Genomic DNA, 18,557 nt, shown 5'->3' with positions numbered 1-18,557 from the left:
GCCACCCGGCACCGTCCGGACACCGGACGCACCCTCCAGGGAAGGGAGACCCGTATGGCCGACTTCAGTGAACTGAACAGGGCGTCGATCGAGGCGTTCCTTGACCAGGACCTGTCGGCGTTCATCGCCGACATCAAGACTGTGATCGAGGGCGACCCGTCCATGCGGGACATGGCGGACGGAGTCACCACGTCGGACACCGTCGGGGGGATCGGCAAGGGCAAGCCGCTCATGATGGGCCGCATTGACGAGGACGACATCGTGAGCGGTGCCAGCTTCACCGACGCCCTGTCGTCCAACATCCAGACCGTCGTCGCGACCCTGGAGGGTCAGCAGACCACCTTCGGCGAGATCGAGGACGGGCTGCGCCGGACGCTGGAAGAGCTGTTCAAGACCCAGGGGGACAACCTGGGCGCCATCGAGGCGGAGACCTTCACCGACGTCCTGGCCGACTCCGGGTTCTCCGGGGAGACACCCGTCCCCGAACCGGAGAGCTCCTCGGACGACGGGGACAGCGACGAGGGCGACGGGACGACATAGGCGCAGCGGGGCTCCGCGCCCGCCCCCGTACCCCTCCTCCCGTTCGTACCGCCCCCTCCCGGAGTTCCCCATGGCAGACGCGTCCGATCACTGGGCCAAAGCGGTCGAGGCGTTCACGGGCTACCCCATGCCCTCGCGCGACGGCATCTTCGAGGACATGCGCGGCACGGAGCCGGAGGGCAACGCGCCGCTCATCAAGGTTGTCATCGAGGACCGGGACTTCATGGAGATGACCGAGGACGCCTACGACCTCTACTCCGGCCCGAACACCGACGGCCACGACTTCGTGCTCCACTTCTTCCTGCCGGGTGAGGAGGACCCGGAGACGACGCGCGATCTCGACAAGTACTCCGATGACGAGCTGAAGGAGAAGATCTACCCGAAGCTCCGGAAGGTCCTCATCGACTTCGTCGGCCCGGGCGGCGAGGACGTGGAGCTGAACCAGGTCAACCCGTTCGGCTGGTCCGAGGGCGACGGCGGTTCCCTCAGCGGCATGAACCACGCCCTCGGCGCGTACGTGGAAGGAGCCGGCAGCGCGCTGTACGACTCCGGCTACCGGAACATCGTGGGCCACACCAATGTCGGCTTCTCGTCCAACGGCAGGACGGTCGACGTGGCCAGCGCCATGGACTTCTCGTCGTTCACCAGGACGGCGGAGGCGTACGACCGGGTGGCCAAGTTCTTCACCGACCACGCCGAGACGGTCAAGCAGTGGAAGGAGTCCCTGGGGGAGGACAACGCGGCCTGGAAGGGCAAGGCGGCCGAGGTCTTCGCCAACATGATCGACGGACTCCACAAGAACTACCAGGGGTTCGCCGACCAGATGCACCCCAAGGACTTCACCGCGGAGAACCAGAGCCAGTGGGACTGGTACGCGGCCTCCAGCGAGCAGGGCGACGCCATCCTGAAAGCCGGCAATGCCGTCTTCCTGGCGATCCGCGACCTGTCCGCGGCCCATTCCGACTGGGAGAGCGGGACCAACGTCGAGCCCGTCCCCCTGGTGGACGCCGGGGACGATCCGATCAATCACATGCCCGGCCTGGGCAGCCCCTACGGAATTCTGTACTCGATCCTCCAGTCGGCGCACAAATGGGTCTACAACAACAACGCCCGGTTCGCGGTGGAGGGGATCCAGACCGGCTCCGAATCGACTTATCACCCCGGTAATTCCACCGGGGCAGGAAGCTGGAGCACCAGCGAGACGGAGACCAGGTTCTACACGCTGCTGCCCGATGCGAAGGTGACGATCCCCGGCCTTGGCAACCTCAACGACGTCTCCACCTGGGCGGGCCTGGGGGCCAAGGCGGTCGAGTCCTGGAACGCGGGAGTCGAGGAGCACCTGACCCCGGCCGCCTCCACCGCCCTGTCCACGGTCAACAACGCCTTCATCGAGGCCCAGCGGGTCATCGAGAAGGTCCTGGAGCCCGAGGTCACCAGCTACATCGGCGGTGGTGGCGCCGCCGGCGGCGGCTCCGACGAGGAGATCGACGAGCTGATCGACGAGATCAACGAAGAGGCGGAGACCGCCATCGACGAGGCCAACGCGGCGGCCGAGGAGGCCATCGCCGAGGCGGAGGCCGCCATCGAGGAGGCCAACGCCGAGGCCGAAGCGGCGGTCGCCGAGGCCAACGCGGCCGCGGAGACAGCCATCGCGGAGGCGAACGCGGCCGCGGAGGAGATGAACGCCGAGGCGGAGAACGCGATCAACGAGGCGAACTCCCAGGCCGAGAACGCCATCGACGAGGCGAACTCCGAAGCGGAGAACGCCATCAACGAGGCCAACGAGGAGACCGAGAATCTCCTCAACGAGGCCAACTCCGAGGCCGAGAACGCCATCAACGAGGCGAACAACCAGGTCACTGACATCCAGGACGAGGCCAACCTCCAGATGGAGGAGGCGAACAACCTGGCCAACGACCGGGCGGACCAGGCGAACGCCGACGCCGAGACCGCGATCAGCGAGGCCAACGCCCAGGTCGACAAGGCCATCCAGGACGCCAACAACCAGGCGCAGAACGTCATCGACGACGCGAACGAGCAACTGGGCAACGGCGAGGGGACCCCCCTGCCGCCGGGCAACAACTTCGTGAGCCACCAGCCGCCCGGTAACCCGCTGGCGAACAAGCCCGGGGGCATCACCCAGCAGAACCCGGACGGCAGCGTCACGACCGACTTCCCCGACGGCACCGAGCAGGTCATCGACCCGGACGGGACGATCACCCAGACCGACCCCGACGGCACCGTCACCGTCGCCGGGCCGGACGGGTCCGTGACCATCACCGACCCCGACGGCACCGTCCAGACGTCGGGCCCCGGCGACAACGCCACCGTTCCCGGCGACCAGACCATCGTGGACGGCCCCAGCGGGGAGATCATCACCCGTCCCGACGGGTCGACCATCGTGGACGGTCCGGGCGTGGAGATCATCACCCAGCCGGACGGATCCACCATCGTGGACGGACCCGGCGGCAGTACGGAGACGTCCTCGGACGGCACGGTCACGGTGACCGGCCCGGACGGGACCGTCACCGTGACCTCCCCGGACGGCAGCTCCGAGATCACCCTGCCGGACGGTACCGTGCAGGAGACCGCTCCCGACGGGGAGATCACCCTGACCGAACCCGACGGCACCGTCACGGTCACCTCCCCGGACGGCAGCGCGAAGGTGACCCTGCCGGACGGCACCGTGCACGAGGTGGCGGCCGACGGCACCGTCACGGAGACGTCCCCGGAGGGGACCACCGTGGTCGAGGGTCCGGACAGCCAGACCGACACCCCGGGCGACTCCGGGAACTCGGGCAACCGGATCGACGTCCCACGGATCGATGTGGACTACCCCGGCGCCAACTCCGGGCAGACCACCATCGACACGCCGAGCGCCATGACGAACGGCCCGCACACCTCCTTCTCCGACCCGCGCGGCGACGGCGCCACCGGTCCACGGGGCGGTGACGCCCTCGGCGGCGACTGGGGTCCGGAGGACTACGCGTACGACGACCACGGCTCCGGGAACCCGGGGCGGGGCGAGGGAACCGCGGACAACCCGTTCACCCAGGGGGACCAGAGCGGCCCCGGCTCCAGCGCGCTCGGCGGCCCCGGCGGCGGCAGCCCGATGATGCCCCCGATGGGCGGCATGGGCGGGATGGGGAACTCCGGCGGCGACTCCACGGGCGAGCGGGAACGGTCCAACCCGGGCTCCCGCATCAGCAGGCCCGCCCCCCGGCGCGGCTCCGCCGCCGCCCAGGCGGCCAGCCGCAGGGCCGCCGCCCAGCGTGAGCAGGAAATGCAGGAGGACGTGGTCGTCACCCGGAGCGGGACGCCCGCGGCGGGGATGATGCCGCCGCCCCCCGCGCAGCGGACCGAGACCACCCAGAGCAGCGACCGCGAGCGGTCGAACTGGGTCGCGGAGGACGAGGACGTGTGGGGCACCGACGAGGGCACCACACCGGCGGTGATCGGCCGATGACGCTGGTGACTCCGAGGAACGGGAGACGTCGATGAGCGAGGAAACCGAACGGCTGGCGAAGCGGCTCGCGGAGGCGACCGCACAACTGGAGACAGTCCAGAGCGCCGCGGCCGACGCCGAGCGTCAGTTGAGCGCCTTCACCTCGTCCGCCTTCTCCCCCGACGGGTCGGTGGAGGTGTCGGTGGGCGGCCAGGGGGAGGTGACGGAGGTCAGGTTCCTGGACGGCAAGTACCGCTCCATGTCCGCCTCGCAGCTCTCCGAAGCGGTGCTCGGCACCATCCAGGAGGCCCGCTCGCACCACTCCCGGATGGTGCGCGACCTCTTCGAGCCGCTCACCCGGCCGAGTGCCGTCATGCCCGAGCTGCCGGGGATGGAGCTGGACTGGGACCGTATCCTCGGCCCCGCGGCCCACCTCCTGCCCGAGGAGTCCCTGCCGCGTACGGCGGGGGACCGGCTGCGTGACGAGATCGACGGGGACGAGCCGTAGACCGGCCGGGCGGCATGGCGGCATGGCGGCATGGCGGCATGGCGGCACGGCGGTCCGAGGCACCGGGGTAGGGACGCCACCACGGGTGGCGGGCAGTGGCGTGAACCGACGCGTTACGAGGAGTACGAGGAGACGGACATGAATGACGACGAGACCTTCGAAGTCGATCCCGATAGCCTCCGGAAGGGCAAGGCCGTGCTCTCCGAACTGGGCTCCTACACCTGGAGCATCCTCGCCGAGTTCGACGCCGCCATGGCCGACACCTCCTGGACCGGTAACGACGACAACGGCCGGAAGATCGAGGCGAACTACGTCAGCAACCGGGACTCCATCTCGGGTTCGCTCGGAGCGCTCGGTGAGGTCCTGGAGAGGACCAGCGACGCCACCCTGCTGAACCTGAACGCGACGTCGACCACGCAGAGCGACATCCTGGACGGCATCGACCAGGAGATCGACTCGTACGACATCGGCGGACCGGGCGACGGCGGCCGGCGGGGCTGACTCATGGCGCTCATGCCCAACGAACATCTGCGGAATCTGATGTTCGCTGTCGTCGGGGAGTGGTTCCCCCTCACGGACGAGGACGTCGCCGCCGTGCGCGGCCAGATCATGGAGGCCACGCGCGGCAAGGTCGACACCCTCAAGGGGAAGGTCGACGACAGCGTCTCCTTCGTCGGTGACGCGCTGCCCGGGGACGTCGGCACGAACTTCGTCGCGGCGATGGGCGTCGTCCGGCCGGAGCTGGACAAGCTGACCGACGGCATGGGCGAGGCGTCCACCGGCCTGCGGAAGACGGCTATGGACGTCCGCGAGGCCAAGTGGAACCTGATCGCCGAACTGATCAGGCTGGCCGCGGAGATCGCCGTCCTCACCGCCCTGGCGGCCGTCACCGCCGGGGCCTCCGCCTCGCAGATCGCCCTGCGGAAGATGATCGCCCGGGTCCGGATGCTGGTCATCCTGCACGAACTGGCCAACCGGATCCCCCTCTTCTCCGCCATCCCCGAGGCGATCGAGGAGGCCTTGCTCACCCTGGGGACGCGGCTGGCCCTGATGCGGTGGGCACCGGGCGGCCAGCGGCCCGGCGGGGTCGACTGGAAGGACGTCGGCATCGCCGCGGCGTTCGGCGCCCTGGTCGGCGCCTTCGCGGACCTCTTCGGCGGGATCGTCCGGCGGTTCACCGACGGCCTGAACAACTTCTTCGACAACTGGATGAAGGACCCCCCCGGCAACAAGTGGGGCGACGACCTCGGCGACACCCTGGGCAACGGCCCCGGCAGGAACCAGTTCGACGACCTGCCGGGCGGTCGCGGGGGCTTCGACATCCGGCGCGAGATCGTGGACGAGATCGGCCAGGCCCCGAGCGAGGGCGCCGCGGAGACCCTTGCCGAGGGACTCGTCAACGAGATCTTCTACGGCGGCTTCGAAGTCGGGCAGTGGACCGCCCTGGGCGCCATCATCAGCAGGCAGTTCGAACGGGGACTGATCGGCCTGGGGGAGGGCCTGGGCGGAGCCCTGAACAACTTCTTCTCGTTCAAGAGCGACCTGAGGACGGACTTCACGGGCGGCGGCTCCGTCGGCGGAGGCCCGGGCGGCGGGGGGAACGGCTTCTCCAACCAGGACACCGAGGGCGGCGGGAACGGCCGCGGCCTGGACGGCCCCCTCGGCGGGCGCGGCCCGGACGTCGGGAACGTGGGCGACCACAACAGGCCCTTCCGCACGGAAACGGGCGGCCCCAACGGGCTGAACGGCCTGAACGGCCCCAACGGACTGAACGGCCCCGGCGGCTTCACCGGTCTGGACCAGGAGACCGGCCGCCACGGGATCGACGGATCGAACGCCATCGGGGGCCCCGGCTCCCTCAACGGCGGCAACGGATCTCTGAACGGCCCCGGCCCCGCCACCCGTCCGAACCAGACGAATGGACTCGACGAACTCCGGCACCACAACGGCCTCAACCGCGTCGCCCAGTTCGACGGCCCCCTGCCGACCCCCGGCCCCCCCACGGCCCCTCCCGCGGACGCCCGCGGCCCCGAAGCGACGGCGGGCACCCCCGGAGGACGGGTCCCCACCGCCTCCCAGCCCCTTCCGGACACCGCGTCCGATCCACAACGGCACCTCCGCCCGGGCGACCTCCCGCAGACCCCGGACCCCCAGGAGGTCCGGGAAGACGTGGCCGAGTGGAACCAGCCGCAGCCACGCCCCCAATCGCCCCAGCCGGAGACCGCCACCCCACCCCCGGCACGCGGCCCGTCCCCGTCCCCGACACCCCCCGAGAGCCACCCCGGTGAGACCCCGGCGGACGACCCCGCCCCGGAGAACGAGGCGGACGCGCCGCCCCCGCACGCCCCGCAGCCCGACGGACCGGACGAGACCGTTCGGAACGCGGACCTCGACTCCCTGGGCGACCAGCACGCCGACGCGCTGCGGCGGCTGACGGACGCACTCGACACCGTCCAGGACCTCCGCGACCGCCTGGAGTCCGGTGCGGGGACCAGCCAGGACCCCGCCCTCCTCGAACAGGCCCTGGACCGGGCCGCGCGCGCCGGAAAGGACCTGACGTCGGCCGAGGAGCTGCTCCGGGACCGCCTGGTGGACCCCCACACCCTGTCCCCGGACCTCCCGAAGCACGCCGGCCCGGTCGTCGAACGCGACGACGTCCAGCGCCAGTGGATCGCCGGACAGGTCACCCCCCAGGATCTGGCGGACGGCATACCCGACCTCGACCTCAGCGGCACCGTCTCCCCCGACCGCCTGCACGCGCTGGGCATCCCCGTCCCCCCCGAACTGCGGGTCCAATGGGACCTGGGCAACACCGAGGTGCCCCTGCGGGACGCCGGACTCCCCGCCGCCGACCAGACCCGCCTGCTGATGCTGGATCCCGGACCGTGGCCGTCCGCCCTGGACACGATCGCGGCGAACACCACCGGGCGGCTGTGGCAGGAGGCGTACACGGACTTCGCGGACGCCGCGAACCCCGGCCCCCGGCCGCTGGACGGCGATCCGGCAGCCGGCTCCTCCCGGGCGTGGAGCACGGCCACGGCCCTGGTCCTCCCGCTGGAGGCCCACCCTGCCCGCGCCGACTCCCGGTACGCCACCGGCCCGTACCGCGACGCCGTCCGGGACGTCGCCGACCTGCTGGTGGCGGGAGCCGGACCCGGCGAGGCCGCCGCGCTCGCCGACCGGCTCCGGACCGAACTCGGCCTGCCGCCCCGCGAACCCGACGTCACACCCCTCATCGCGGATCCCACGGGCCTCCCCATGGCGATCCCCACCGCCTCCGTCTCCGCGCGGCAGACGGCCCCTGCCCCCGCACCCCGGCCCCGGACCCTCACCTCCGCCGACACTCCCACCGACCAGCCGGATTCCGCTGCGCCGGAGCCCGCACCGGTGGTGGCCCGGCCGCTCCTCACCACATCGTCGGACCCGGCCCTCACACCGCACCCCACCATTCGCGACAGCTTCCACACGGCACCGGTCGCGGACCTCGCCTCCCGGCTCCCCTTCGTACACGCGGACCAACGTGCCCGCCTCCTGGACTCGTTGCCCTCCGAGGGCCGGCGGGAGCTGTCCACCAATGAGGAGTTCGTCAACAGTCTCCGTGCGCACCTGTCTCCAGAGGACTTCGCGGCGACGGCGGCCCAGTTGCTGGTCGACAGGGCGGAGGACACCTCATCGGGCCGGGTGAACTCCGGGCCGCAGACCGATCCGGACGCCGTCCGTCTCCTCGGCCGGGCCCGGCAGGAGGCGGAGAGCATTGTCGCTGGGATGTTGGGGGATCCTGATGTGGCGGTGTCTTTGCTGGTCGGTGGGCGGCGGGTGGTTGTGGTGCCGCGTGGGGTGGAGTTGACTTCGCTGCCTCAGTTCAGTGGCTTGCGGGGTGCGGACGTGGGCGGCCGGCGATTGGGTGTCGAGCGGGCTCTTTACGTCAATGGCCTGGTCGCGATCGGTGAGGAGAACCTGCTCGGTGAGACGACCACCGTGCCGGGGGCCGGGATCCAGGCGGATGGTTACGGGGCTCTGCGTCATGAACTGGCCCACGCTATTCATGAAGTCCTCGGTCCGGACGAGCAGAAGCAGATTGATGACCATTTCCGGGCCAAGCGTGCCGCGGGGGAGCATTCCCGCTGGCCGGACGGCCCCGGGGCCAGCTATTCCGCGAGTAACGCCCATGACTATTTTGCCCAGCTCACCAACACCTATCTGGCGGTGAACACGGGCAACGATGTGGCTACCGGGTCGGTACGCAACAACGGTGCGGAGTGGGTCCGGGACAACGATCCGGTTCTGCTTCCTCTGCTGGAGCGACTCTATGGTGCGGGCCGGGCGGGCGTTCTCGGCAGCTTCGACAACCCGTACATCCTGGGCGGGCCCCGTGCGTTGTTCGAGCGTGCCGAGCGGGAGATGTCGTCGGATCCCGGCACACCGGTGGTCGCCACACCGGACCTCATTACGTCGGATTCGGGATCGGTTGAGGGTGGCGAGGCCTCGGCCGCTCTGTTGGCGCCTCCGGTTGTTGGTTCGGGGGGTGGGGTGCGGCCGGTGGGTCCGCGTCGGACGAGCACGATGTCGTCGATGTCGTCGATGTCGTCGGGTTCGGATGTGGTGACGCCGGAGGTGAAGTTTCTCCGGGATAAGAAGGAGCTTCAGCATCGGATCATGGGGATTCATGCGCTGGCGGCTGATGCTGATTTCAATCGGGGTGTTCAGGATTTCCTTCGTAATATTGACCGGGATCTGACGTCGGGTGAGCCGGGTCCGGTGGATCGTGCGGCGATCGATGCGATTATCAGGGGTCTTCAGCAGCCTGGGGTGTATGGGAACAGGATTCAGTACGCGTGGTATCACCGTCATCAGGGCAAGGAGGGTTTCGCGGAGGCGGTTGAGGCGCACGCCGTTGCGTCTGCGGATCATGGTGGTCTGTGGTCGAAGATGGGGTCTGCGATCCCGACTGAGGACGCGAGTGTGGGTCATGGTGTGGTGCTGGAGGCGTCGATCCAGGGCCGGTTGTTCGATGGTCTGCTGTTTGGTCTGCCGACGTGGAGTGCGTCTCCGGCGCTGGGTGTGTTGTGGGAGCAGTTGTCGAAGACGTATGTGGAGGCTTTGACGGGTTGGGCGACGGCACATGTTCTGGACGGGACCACCGGTACCAGTGTGCTGAATCGTATTGAGTGGCCGACGTTGAAGGGGCAGATCGAGGCGGGGAGGGTGGACGGTCTTAATATTGTGGTGTATCGCACGACCGTTGATCCGGTGTCCGGTCGGCAGATTCTGACCCCGGTGGATACTTTCCCGGTGCGGACGCAGGAGGAGTTCGAGCAGGTTCCCAAGGCGCCTGCTGATGCTGCTTGGTTTGCGAAGCAGACGCAGGTGGACAGGGAACAGCGGGAGGCGCTCGCGGATGTTTATTCGCGGGAGAGCCGGCTTGATCAGCTTGACGAGTATGTCAGCGAGCTGTTCGGTGAGCATGGCTCGGGCCTGACGTTCCGGCCGACGTTGACGCCGCATTCCACGTTCCGTGGCAGTTTCTCCTCGCCGGACCTGGCGGATCTGGCTGTGCGGCTTCCGGTCGTCCATGCGGATGAACGGGTGAGTCTGCTGGCGTCACTGTCTTCGGATGCCCGGCAGGCATTGGCCGGGAACGAGGAGTTCGTCAACAGTCTCCGTGCGCATCTCTCCTCGGAGGATTTCGCGGTATCGGCCGGTCTGCTGGGGATCGAGGAGACGGTGGGCAGCCCGGAGGCCATCACGTCGGAGCCGGAGCCGGAGCCGGAGCCGGAGCCGGAGCGTGAGTCCAGTGCGGCGAACGTGTTGCTGGCGCCTCCGGTTGCTGGTTCGGGGCCCCGGTCGCGCCGGGCCGTGGACTCCGCGCCCCTCGTCCAGAACGCCCCGCCCCCGGCCCGGACCCCGAGCCCGGTGGGCCCCGCACTGCAGCGACCCGGCCCGCCTGGCACCCCCGGGAGGCACAGGTCGGTCACCGACGCACCGTCCGCCGGCGTACCGGAGGCGCCCCCCTCGGCGGCCCCGGACACCCGGTTGCTGACCGTGCGGGCCGCCGCCCCCGCGCAGCAAGGCCCACGCCGGCCGCACATCGACTTTGTCGACGGCCGCACGGACCTGGACCAGGACCAGCTCGACCGGATCGGCGGCCTGGCACGCCGGATCGTGACGGCCGGGGTGCGGGACCTCAGCGCCGGGCTGGGTATCCCTCTGACCACGGTCACCGGCCACGGCGACGGCTCCCGCTTCAGCGTCGGATCCGGCCCTGCCCGGCCGGTCGAGGGGGCCGGGCTCGCTTCCGCCCAGGTTGTCGCCGACGCCCTGCGGGAAGCGATCCGCGTGCACCTCCAGCAGACCGTCCACCCGGACCAACTGGACGCGGTCCATCGCGCCCGCGGGCGTCGGCTCACCGCCGACGACTTCCCGGTAAACGTCCGGAGTGCGGAGGCCGACGACCCGCACCCCCGCCCCGGGCACCGCAGCGCCGTCCTGGACGTGCGGCGATCCCCGCTGGCGGGCGCGGTCGACACCCTCAAGCGGGTCCTTCCGGAACTGGACCTCTACGCCGCCCCGGACGACGACGTGAGCCTCGACTGGGCGGCCGACCTCGTGCTGCAACGGCCCAGGGGCGCGACGGTGCCGCCCCCCGCACCGGCGCGGCCCCGCGCCGATCTCACTGCCGACGTCATGCCGGACCGGCTGCACACCCTGTACACGCTGGTGGCCGACGCGCAGGCCCAGGGCTACGCCTCCAGCGTCGAGCAGCTCACCGCCTTCCACCTGAGCGGTCAGGGGCTGTTCGGCCCGAGGACCCGTCTCCGGGCGGCGGACGGCACGTTCCGGGGGCGGAACTGGACCGGTCTTCGGGGCCGGCTCGCGGACTCGGCCGCGCGGGAGAGGGTGCTGGGCAGCGACACCACCACCCCCTCGCCGCTGCCGTGGCCGAGTACGACGAAACCGTTCCTGTTCGGTACCGCCCACGGAAGCTTCTGGGGAGCCACCCTGGCCCTGCCCAACGGAACGCGTTACGACCTCTCCGCCGCGGTGTTCTCCGAACTGGTGGCCATGGACCCGGACCTGGCCGCCGCCGCCCCGGACACGCAGGTGGCACTGGTCTTCCCGCGGGCGGGTGCCGAGGGCCTCGAACTGCCCCGGATGACCTCCTTCCACTCCGACCGGACGGTCTGGGCCCACACCGGCCGGATGGCTCTGGTGGCGGACCCGCAGCAGACCGGAAGCCTGCACATCGAGGTGTCCGACCCACGCCGGTCCGGACTGCCGCTGGGGACCTGGGTACGGAGCGAACCGGACGACTGGGACGCGTCCGATCGACCCGGCATGGGCGGGGACTACGTCAACTCCGTCGACCACCAGTCCTTCTGGATGAGGGACCTGGAGAGCGTCACCCTCGTCCTTGACGGGCGTCCGGCCGGCCGTATGATGATGACCCCCTCCGACCAGGCGACACGCGAAGAGAACAGTCGTGACCTGGCGAGGTTCACCGAGTGGAACGACGTCGATCCGGTCGCGGTCGAGTCCCTCGGCGCACCCCACCCTGTGCCGTGGAAGGGCCGAAGGCCCTACGTCCTGTGGATGCACGGATCACCCGGTGTCGGCAGCGCCGTTGCGATGAACGGCGCGCCCGCCGACCTCAGCGGGTCCGAGACCGTGCGTTACCTGAAGCGCCGGCCGAGCATCCGCCGCCTCGGCCGGGACGAACCGATCGTCGTCAGAGCGTGCTGGATCTCCGCCCTGCCCGGTGGGCAGGTGGGCGGAGTCTCCGACGAGACGCCCTTCGTCCGGGACCGGTGGGGCACGGTGTCCTGGTTGCAGGAGCTGTCCACCGGTCTCGATCGCGTCGCCTTCGGCCCCAGCAGGGTCCACGTGAGCGGAGGCGGACCGAACCCCTGGAGCGGCGTGTACACCACCGCCCTCGGGAAACCGGGCACCTACGACGAGGTCCGGCCCGAGCCCCGCCCGGAACAGCTCGACGACCTGTCCCGCACGGCCGGTGTGTACGGCCTGACCACCGACGCCCAGGACCGGCGCGCGACCACCCTGAGGCTGGTGCGAGGTCTGCGCGACACGTTCGGCGTGCGGGTGGAGGACGATCCGGGCGGCTCCTACCGTGCGCTGCTCGCCGGTCTGGGCGCCCTGGAGGCCATGCGCCGCGCGGACGCGGCGTACGCGCAGGACGGTCCCCTCGGCCGTGATCTGCTGGACCGGATCACTCGAGCGCACCTCGGCCGGACGACCCCTCCCCACACCAGGCCCGCGCCGGTGGAAATCGCCGACATCCAGGCCACCCTCAGCGCCGCCCGGGAGGAGGTGAGGACCGACCCCTCGGCCGGCCTGTCCTCGTTCGTCACCCTGCCCGGAGTGGAACGGGCCCGGGAACTGCTCGCCGGTGGCGACCAGGACGCACGGATCCGGCAGGTGCTGAACCTGCACCCCGCGTCGGCCCTCACCGAGGACCACCGGCTGGAGGCCCTGTGGGCGACCGTCGAGGCCGTGGAGGCCCTCGACGGACACCCCGACACGGAGTCCCTCGCCCGGCGGGTGCTGCACCTGCCCCGGTACGAGACCGTCGACCTCGCGGCGGACGGGGCGGCCTTGCTGTGGACGGCCGTCGAGGCCGCCGCGGCCGGCCGGGACGTCCACGACCCCGTCGCCCTGGCCGCCCACCACTTGGCGCGCCACGCGGCCCTGGTCCCCGACACCCTCCTCACGTCGCCGACGGGCCTCCCCGTGGGATGGAACCTGACGACGACGTCGCTCTCCGACCAGTTCGACACCGACCTGTACACCGTCACCGATCCGGCCACCGGCACCCGGAGCAGCCATACGCCGCCGTGGTACGACCCGGCCGACCTGTTCGTCCTCGCCGTGGACCCCGGCACCGAGCCCGGCACCGTCACCGTGCCGTGGCCCGGCCAGACCAGCCGCTCCGTCCCCTACGACGAGTTCGCCGAACTGCTGCGCACCGACCCCCGCCTGCGGCAGACCTCTCCCTACTCCGCCCAGGTGGTCCTGGCGGGTCTGGGACGGCGCGGCACGCAGAATCTCGCGGACATCCTGTCCGCTCGCCGTGCCCTCGGCCGGACCGTGCTGACCGCGCGGCATCCGGTGGGCCTCGGTTTCAGCGTCTCACGCAACGCGCACCACCTCGTCCTCATCACGAGCGACCCGGACCGTGACGGGGACTGGCAGTACCACGACCCGGAGGCGCGGCCGCCCCGGCCGGCGGCCATCGCCGCGGCTCCGCCGCCCGCCGCCCCGCGGCCGGCCGTCACGTCCTCCGGCCCGCGGCCGGCCGGCCGGGGTGGCGCTGCCGTGTCGACGGCCGCCCCGGCGGACGTCCGGTCCACGGTCCTGAACGCCGCGCCCCGCCCCGTGGCCATGTCCTCCTCGCCGCCGGGCCCGCTGCCCCTCCGCCCGGCCGGTGCCCCCGAGCCGTCGTTACGCGCGACGCGGGCCCCGGGGCCGGACCTGCTGCGCCCCGCACGCTCCGCCGGGCCGCCGGTGAACTCCTCGCGGTCGTACGTCGGCCGCCACCACGGAGCCCCGGATGCCTTCGGCGCGGAGCAGCGCGAGCGAACGGATGTGCTGGCGCGGCGGATCGTGACCGAGGGACTGCGCGACCTGAGCGTCGGCCTGCGCGTGCCCCGCACCACCGTCACCGGGTTCGGCGACGGCATGCGCTTCCGCGTCGGTTCCGGGGCCGTCCAGCGGACGGACGACGCCGGTGAGCGCGACGCCCGCACCGTGGCCGACGCGCTGCGCGAGGCCATGCGCGCCGAACTGGCCGTCCAGGCCGACGCGGTGGCGCGGGTGCGCGAGATCCGCGGACGGGAGATCGGCGTCGACGACTTCCCTCTCGTCACGCGCGGCGGATCCCCGGACACAGCGCCGGGCGACCCTGCCCGGCGCCCTCTGGCCGTCATCGACGTGGAGCGCTCGCCCCTGGCCGCCGCCGCGGCCAGGCTCAAGGAGCTGTACCCGGGTCTCGGCCTGACGCGGACCGGGCCCGGCCTGCTGACCCCCGACCAGGTCGCGGACCTCGTGATGCCGCCCCCGCTCGGCACGCCAGCCACCGGGCCCGCCGCGCCACCGCGCGAGCACCACGTCCCCTTCGGCTCGGACGCCCTGCCGGACCGGCTCGACGCCCTGTACACCCTGGTGGCCGACGCGACGGCCGCCGGTCACGACAGCGGTCCGGCCGCTCTGACGGCCTTCCACCTGAGCAGGCAGGGCCTGTTCGACACCGGGACACGCCTCGTCGGCGCGGACGGCCGGGTCCGGGGACGCGACTGGACGGGGAGGCCCGGGGGGCGGGTCGAGGGCACCGTGGCCCTGGTCGACCCATCCGGCGCCTCCACCGACGCGGAACGCCCCTGGGCGGGCGTCCGCAGCGGAGCCGACCCGTATCTGGTCGCCTCCGCGGACGGCGACCACACGGCCGTGACCGCGGGTCTGCCAGACGGCAGGCAGTGGCGGGTCGGCACGCGGGTGCTCGCCGAACTCCTGGCGATGGACCCGGACCTGACGGCCGCCGGCTCCGGGGTCCCCGTCGCCCTGATCTCACCGAGGGCCGGCGACATGGGTCTCACCATGCCGCGCCGGGCCGCGTTCCGGACCGGACGGCAGGTGTGGTCGCACAGTGGTGTGACGACGCTGGGAGAGGGTCCCGGCACCTCCCTCCTGCGCGTCGAGGTCGCGGACCGCCGCGCCTCCCGGACCGCGCTGGGCTCCTGGATCCTCAGCGAGCCGGACGACTGGACGGAGAGCGCCGAACCGGACCCGGACGAGGCCCCGTTCCGCTTCGGCGACGGCCGTCCCGTCCCGGCGGGGGACATCAAGAACGTCACGCTCACCCGCAACTGGCGTCCCGCGGGCCGTATCATCATGGACAGCGAGGACCAGTGGAAGCGCGAGGCGGGCAACGCGGATCTGGTGACGTTCACCGAGTGGCACGACATCGACCCGGTCACCTTCGAGCCCGTCGGGGACGCACACACCGGGGGGTGGAAGGGACGCAAGGTCCGCGTCCTGATGGTGCACGGAGCCCCTGGCGTGACGTACGTCGCCCCCGAAGACGGCGAGCAGGTGACGGGATCCGGCGGTGAGTTCGCCGGTCATCTCCGGCGCCGGCCGAGTATGCGCGCGCTGGACGAGGGTGAGGCCATCGTGCTCGCCCAGTGCTGGAGCCACGCCCTCCCCGGTGCGGAGACGGTCGGCTTCGGTGACGACGCCCCGTTCGTCCCCGACCCTCTGGCGGTCGGGTCCCAGGCGGAATCGGTCGCCTCCGAGTTCCGGCGCACCGTCTTCGCCACCACCCGCGTCCACGTCCTGACGGCGGACCAGCCCGCCGTGCACGGGGTGCTCATGACCGCGAAGGGGGAACCCGGCGACTGGGCGGAGGTGCGTCCGCTGCCGGACCTGGACGACGTGATCACGGCCGCCGGTCTGCACGACCTCGTGTCCGGCCCCGAGGAGCGGCGGGAGACCGCGCTGCGGCTGGTGCGCGCGCTGCGCGCCACGTTCGCCCCGTCCGCGGAGGACGACAGCGACGATCCGGCCGGTCCCTATCGGACCCTGCTCGGCGGCCTCGGAGCGCTGGAGGCCATGCGGCGTGCGGAGCCCGGACACGCGGCACACGGGGCGTTCACCCTCGACCTGCTGGACCGGGTCGCCCGATCCCATGCCGGACGCACGGCGGTGGCCGGTCAGCCGCTTCCCGCGCTGCAATCCTCCGACGTGGAGGCCATGCTGCGTGCGGCCAAGGCGGCCCGCGAGGCCGACCCCGGGGTCCGCCTGTCCTCCTTCACACCGCTGCCCGCCGTGGACCGGGCCCTGGAACTGCTGGCCGAGGGGGACGAGGACGCCCGGACCCGGGAAGTGCTGAAACTCCCCGCCGACCGGCCGGTCACCGACGCCCACCGGCAGCGGGCGCTGTGGGCCACCGTCGCGGCCGTCGAGGGGGTGGAGAGCCACCCCGAGCCGGCACTGCTGGCCAGGTTCGTGCTGCACCCCGCGGCGGGGGACACCACCGATGCGGCGACGGCCCGGCGCACCCTGCTGTGGACCGCGGCCAGGGCGGCGGCCGTCGGACGCGACGTGCACGACTGGGCGTCTCTGGCCGCCTACGACCTGGAGGAAAACGGGGCGCTGGACCGGCCCAGCCGCCTGGTCTCCGACGAGGGGTACGCCGTGGGACGCCTCTGGTCGGCGCGGACGCCCGCGGGGCGGCCGAACGTCGATTCCTACACCGTCACCGACCCGGCCGACGGCACCACCACCCGGCACCCGGCCCCCTGGGCGGCCGGCGAGGCGCAGGGCGAGCCGTTCCTAATGGTCCTGGACCCGGGCCCGGAACCCGACACCGTCACCCTGCCCTGGCCCGACGGCACCACCCGGACCGTCCACCATCTGGAGATCCGTGAACTGCTGCGCCACGACCCGCTGCTGCGCACGAGCTGGATGTCCCCGTACGAAGCACGCGTGATTCCCGTGGGCCTCGGCGCGCAGACGGCCGCCTTCGGGCGGATGCTGCGGAAGCGCTCCGGTCTGGCCCGCACGGTGTTCGTGCCCCGTGCGTCGGTGGATCCCGTCCTCGACACGTCCGACGGGACCCTCTCCATCGCCTTGTCCACCGGAGAACCCGGCCGGGACGACGACTGGCGGGTCCTGCGGCCCCCGGCGCTCTCACCCGGCGCGGTAGGTCCTCCCCGGGGCAGGGGCCCCGGGATCGTGACCGGGGGCGCCGCCCCGCTCCGCGGGCCGTCCACTCCTGACCCGCGGGCCGACGACCCCGCCACCGGCCGCCCGGACCCCGGTGTCCCCGACCAGGCCTCCACCGTGGAGCCCGGGGTGTCGCACCCCCGGGTCGAGGCGCTGCTCGCCGAGGAGGGCGCGGCGGAGCGTGTCCCGGGCCTCGCCGGGGACGACTGGGCCGGTACGCGTGCCCGGTTGAGCGTCGCGGAGATCCGGGCCGCCGGGGTCACCCTCGACCAGGACCAGCAGGCCTATGCCGCACTCATGGGAGGGCTGACCCCCGCGGAGGCCGGCCTCTCCCTCGTCCAGCGGTACCGGCTGCTGCGTGCGTGGTCGGGCGACGACGCCCCGGTCCTCGCGGAGATCGCGGCGGCCCTGACCGAGGCGGGTCTCGACAACCCGAGCCGAGTCAACCCACCGGACGGCACCCCGGAGCCTCTCGTTCCGCAACCGGCCGGCGAACCGATGGAGTCCCGACCGTGAACACCCGCCCGCCTGCCCCCGACCCGGACACCGCCGACCCGGCAGATTCCTCCGGACCCGCCGTCCCCTCCGGACCCGCCGTCCCCGCCGAACTCGCCGTCCCCGCCGGGCCCGGCGCGGCCCGGCCCGCCACCGGCGACGGCCCGGACGGCTCCCGCCCGCCGGCCCCGGCGGATTCCCCCGAGCCCCCCGAGCCGCCCGACGAGATCGTCCGGGCCGCGAGGATGGCCCCGGACCACTGGATCAGCACGGTCGACCCGGGCTGGCGGGGCGAGGGCGTCCCCCCGGACCACGCCGTCGCGGGCCGCTGGCGTTCGGACAGTGACGGGGAGATCGTGGAGTGGGAGGACAACGATGCCTACCTGCCCTCCCCGGAGGTGCTGGGCTGGCCCGAGCCCACCGACCCGGTGGACGAGGCCCTCCAGCGGGCCGTCACCGGATACGGACCCCCAGAGGACGTGGCCCTCGCCCTGGCCGGCGCCGAGGTCGCCGTCCTCACGCTGCCCGACGGGTCGCCGGTCACGGCCACCGGCTCCGACGGCACTCCCGTGGTGCCGGTCTTCACCTCGTCCCGCTACCTGAACATGGTCGGAGCCCTCGCCTTCGACCATCTGGCCGCGGCCGACCTCCTGCCGCGACTGCCCGAAGGACACCGGCTGTACGTCAATCCGTCCAGCCCGGCGGGGGCGGTGCTCGAAACCGGTCCGCTGGCACAGATGATGGACTCGGCGGCGGCCTCCCGGCCGCGCCCGGAATCCTCCCAGGAGGCCGGGGCGCAGTCAGGGACCGCGTGAGACGACGGGCCGGGGC

General features: G+C 72.0%; 6 protein-coding genes. All 6 read left to right on the top strand.

What is annotated here, in order from left to right; all coding sequences use genetic code 11:
- The first annotated feature begins 54 nt into the window (after positions 1-54).
- The 6 genes from HTV45_RS00055 (at position 55) to HTV45_RS00030 (ending at position 18,541) form a co-directional block, all read left to right on the top strand.
- The gene (locus tag HTV45_RS00055) at positions 55-540 is read left to right on the top strand and encodes a type VII secretion system-associated protein (RefSeq protein ID WP_215203454.1); all 486 of its coding nucleotides are present in this window, start codon (positions 55-57) and stop codon (positions 538-540) included.
- 70 nt (positions 541-610) lie between these two features.
- Positions 611-4,006 (top strand): AAWKG family protein, encoded by a 3,396-nt coding sequence (locus HTV45_RS00050; protein WP_215203453.1) that lies wholly within the window; start codon positions 611-613, stop codon positions 4,004-4,006.
- A gap of 31 nt (positions 4,007-4,037) precedes the next feature.
- Complete coding sequence (locus HTV45_RS00045; protein ID WP_215203452.1) at positions 4,038-4,493, top strand: YbaB/EbfC family nucleoid-associated protein; 456 nt, start codon at positions 4,038-4,040, stop codon at positions 4,491-4,493.
- A 138-nt stretch (positions 4,494-4,631) separates the two neighbouring features.
- Positions 4,632-4,994: a hypothetical protein gene (locus tag HTV45_RS00040; protein WP_215203451.1), complete on the top strand. Its 363-nt coding sequence runs from the start codon at positions 4,632-4,634 to the stop codon at positions 4,992-4,994.
- A gap of 12 nt (positions 4,995-5,006) precedes the next feature.
- Positions 5,007-17,747 carry a lonely Cys domain-containing protein gene (locus HTV45_RS00035; protein WP_215203450.1) on the top strand — a complete coding sequence of 4,247 codons (12,741 nt, stop codon included), beginning with the start codon at positions 5,007-5,009 and terminating at the stop codon, positions 17,745-17,747.
- Positions 17,744-18,541 carry a type VII secretion system-associated protein gene (locus HTV45_RS00030; RefSeq protein WP_308308898.1) on the top strand — a complete coding sequence of 266 codons (798 nt, stop codon included), beginning with the start codon at positions 17,744-17,746 and terminating at the stop codon, positions 18,539-18,541. Before HTV45_RS00035 ends, HTV45_RS00030 begins: the two co-directional genes overlap by 4 nt.
- Positions 18,542-18,557: the final 16 nt, after the last annotated feature.

The organism is Streptomyces sp. CHD11 (genome assembly GCF_018638295.1).
Taxonomy (GTDB): Bacteria; Actinomycetota; Actinomycetes; order Streptomycetales; family Streptomycetaceae; genus Streptomyces.
Note: the sequence above shows the minus strand (reverse complement) of the source record. Positions and strands in the feature narration are given on the sequence as shown.

Coding starts and splice junctions, on each gene's coding strand:
- HTV45_RS00040 (WP_215203451.1), top strand. CDS start 4,632: ATGAATGACGACGAGACCTTCGAAGTCGATCCCGATAGCCTCCGGAAG.
- HTV45_RS00035 (WP_215203450.1), top strand. CDS start 5,007: ATGCCCAACGAACATCTGCGGAATCTGATGTTCGCTGTCGTCGGGGAG.
- HTV45_RS00055 (WP_215203454.1), top strand. CDS start 55: ATGGCCGACTTCAGTGAACTGAACAGGGCGTCGATCGAGGCGTTCCTT.
- HTV45_RS00050 (WP_215203453.1), top strand. CDS start 611: ATGGCAGACGCGTCCGATCACTGGGCCAAAGCGGTCGAGGCGTTCACG.
- HTV45_RS00045 (WP_215203452.1), top strand. CDS start 4,038: ATGAGCGAGGAAACCGAACGGCTGGCGAAGCGGCTCGCGGAGGCGACC.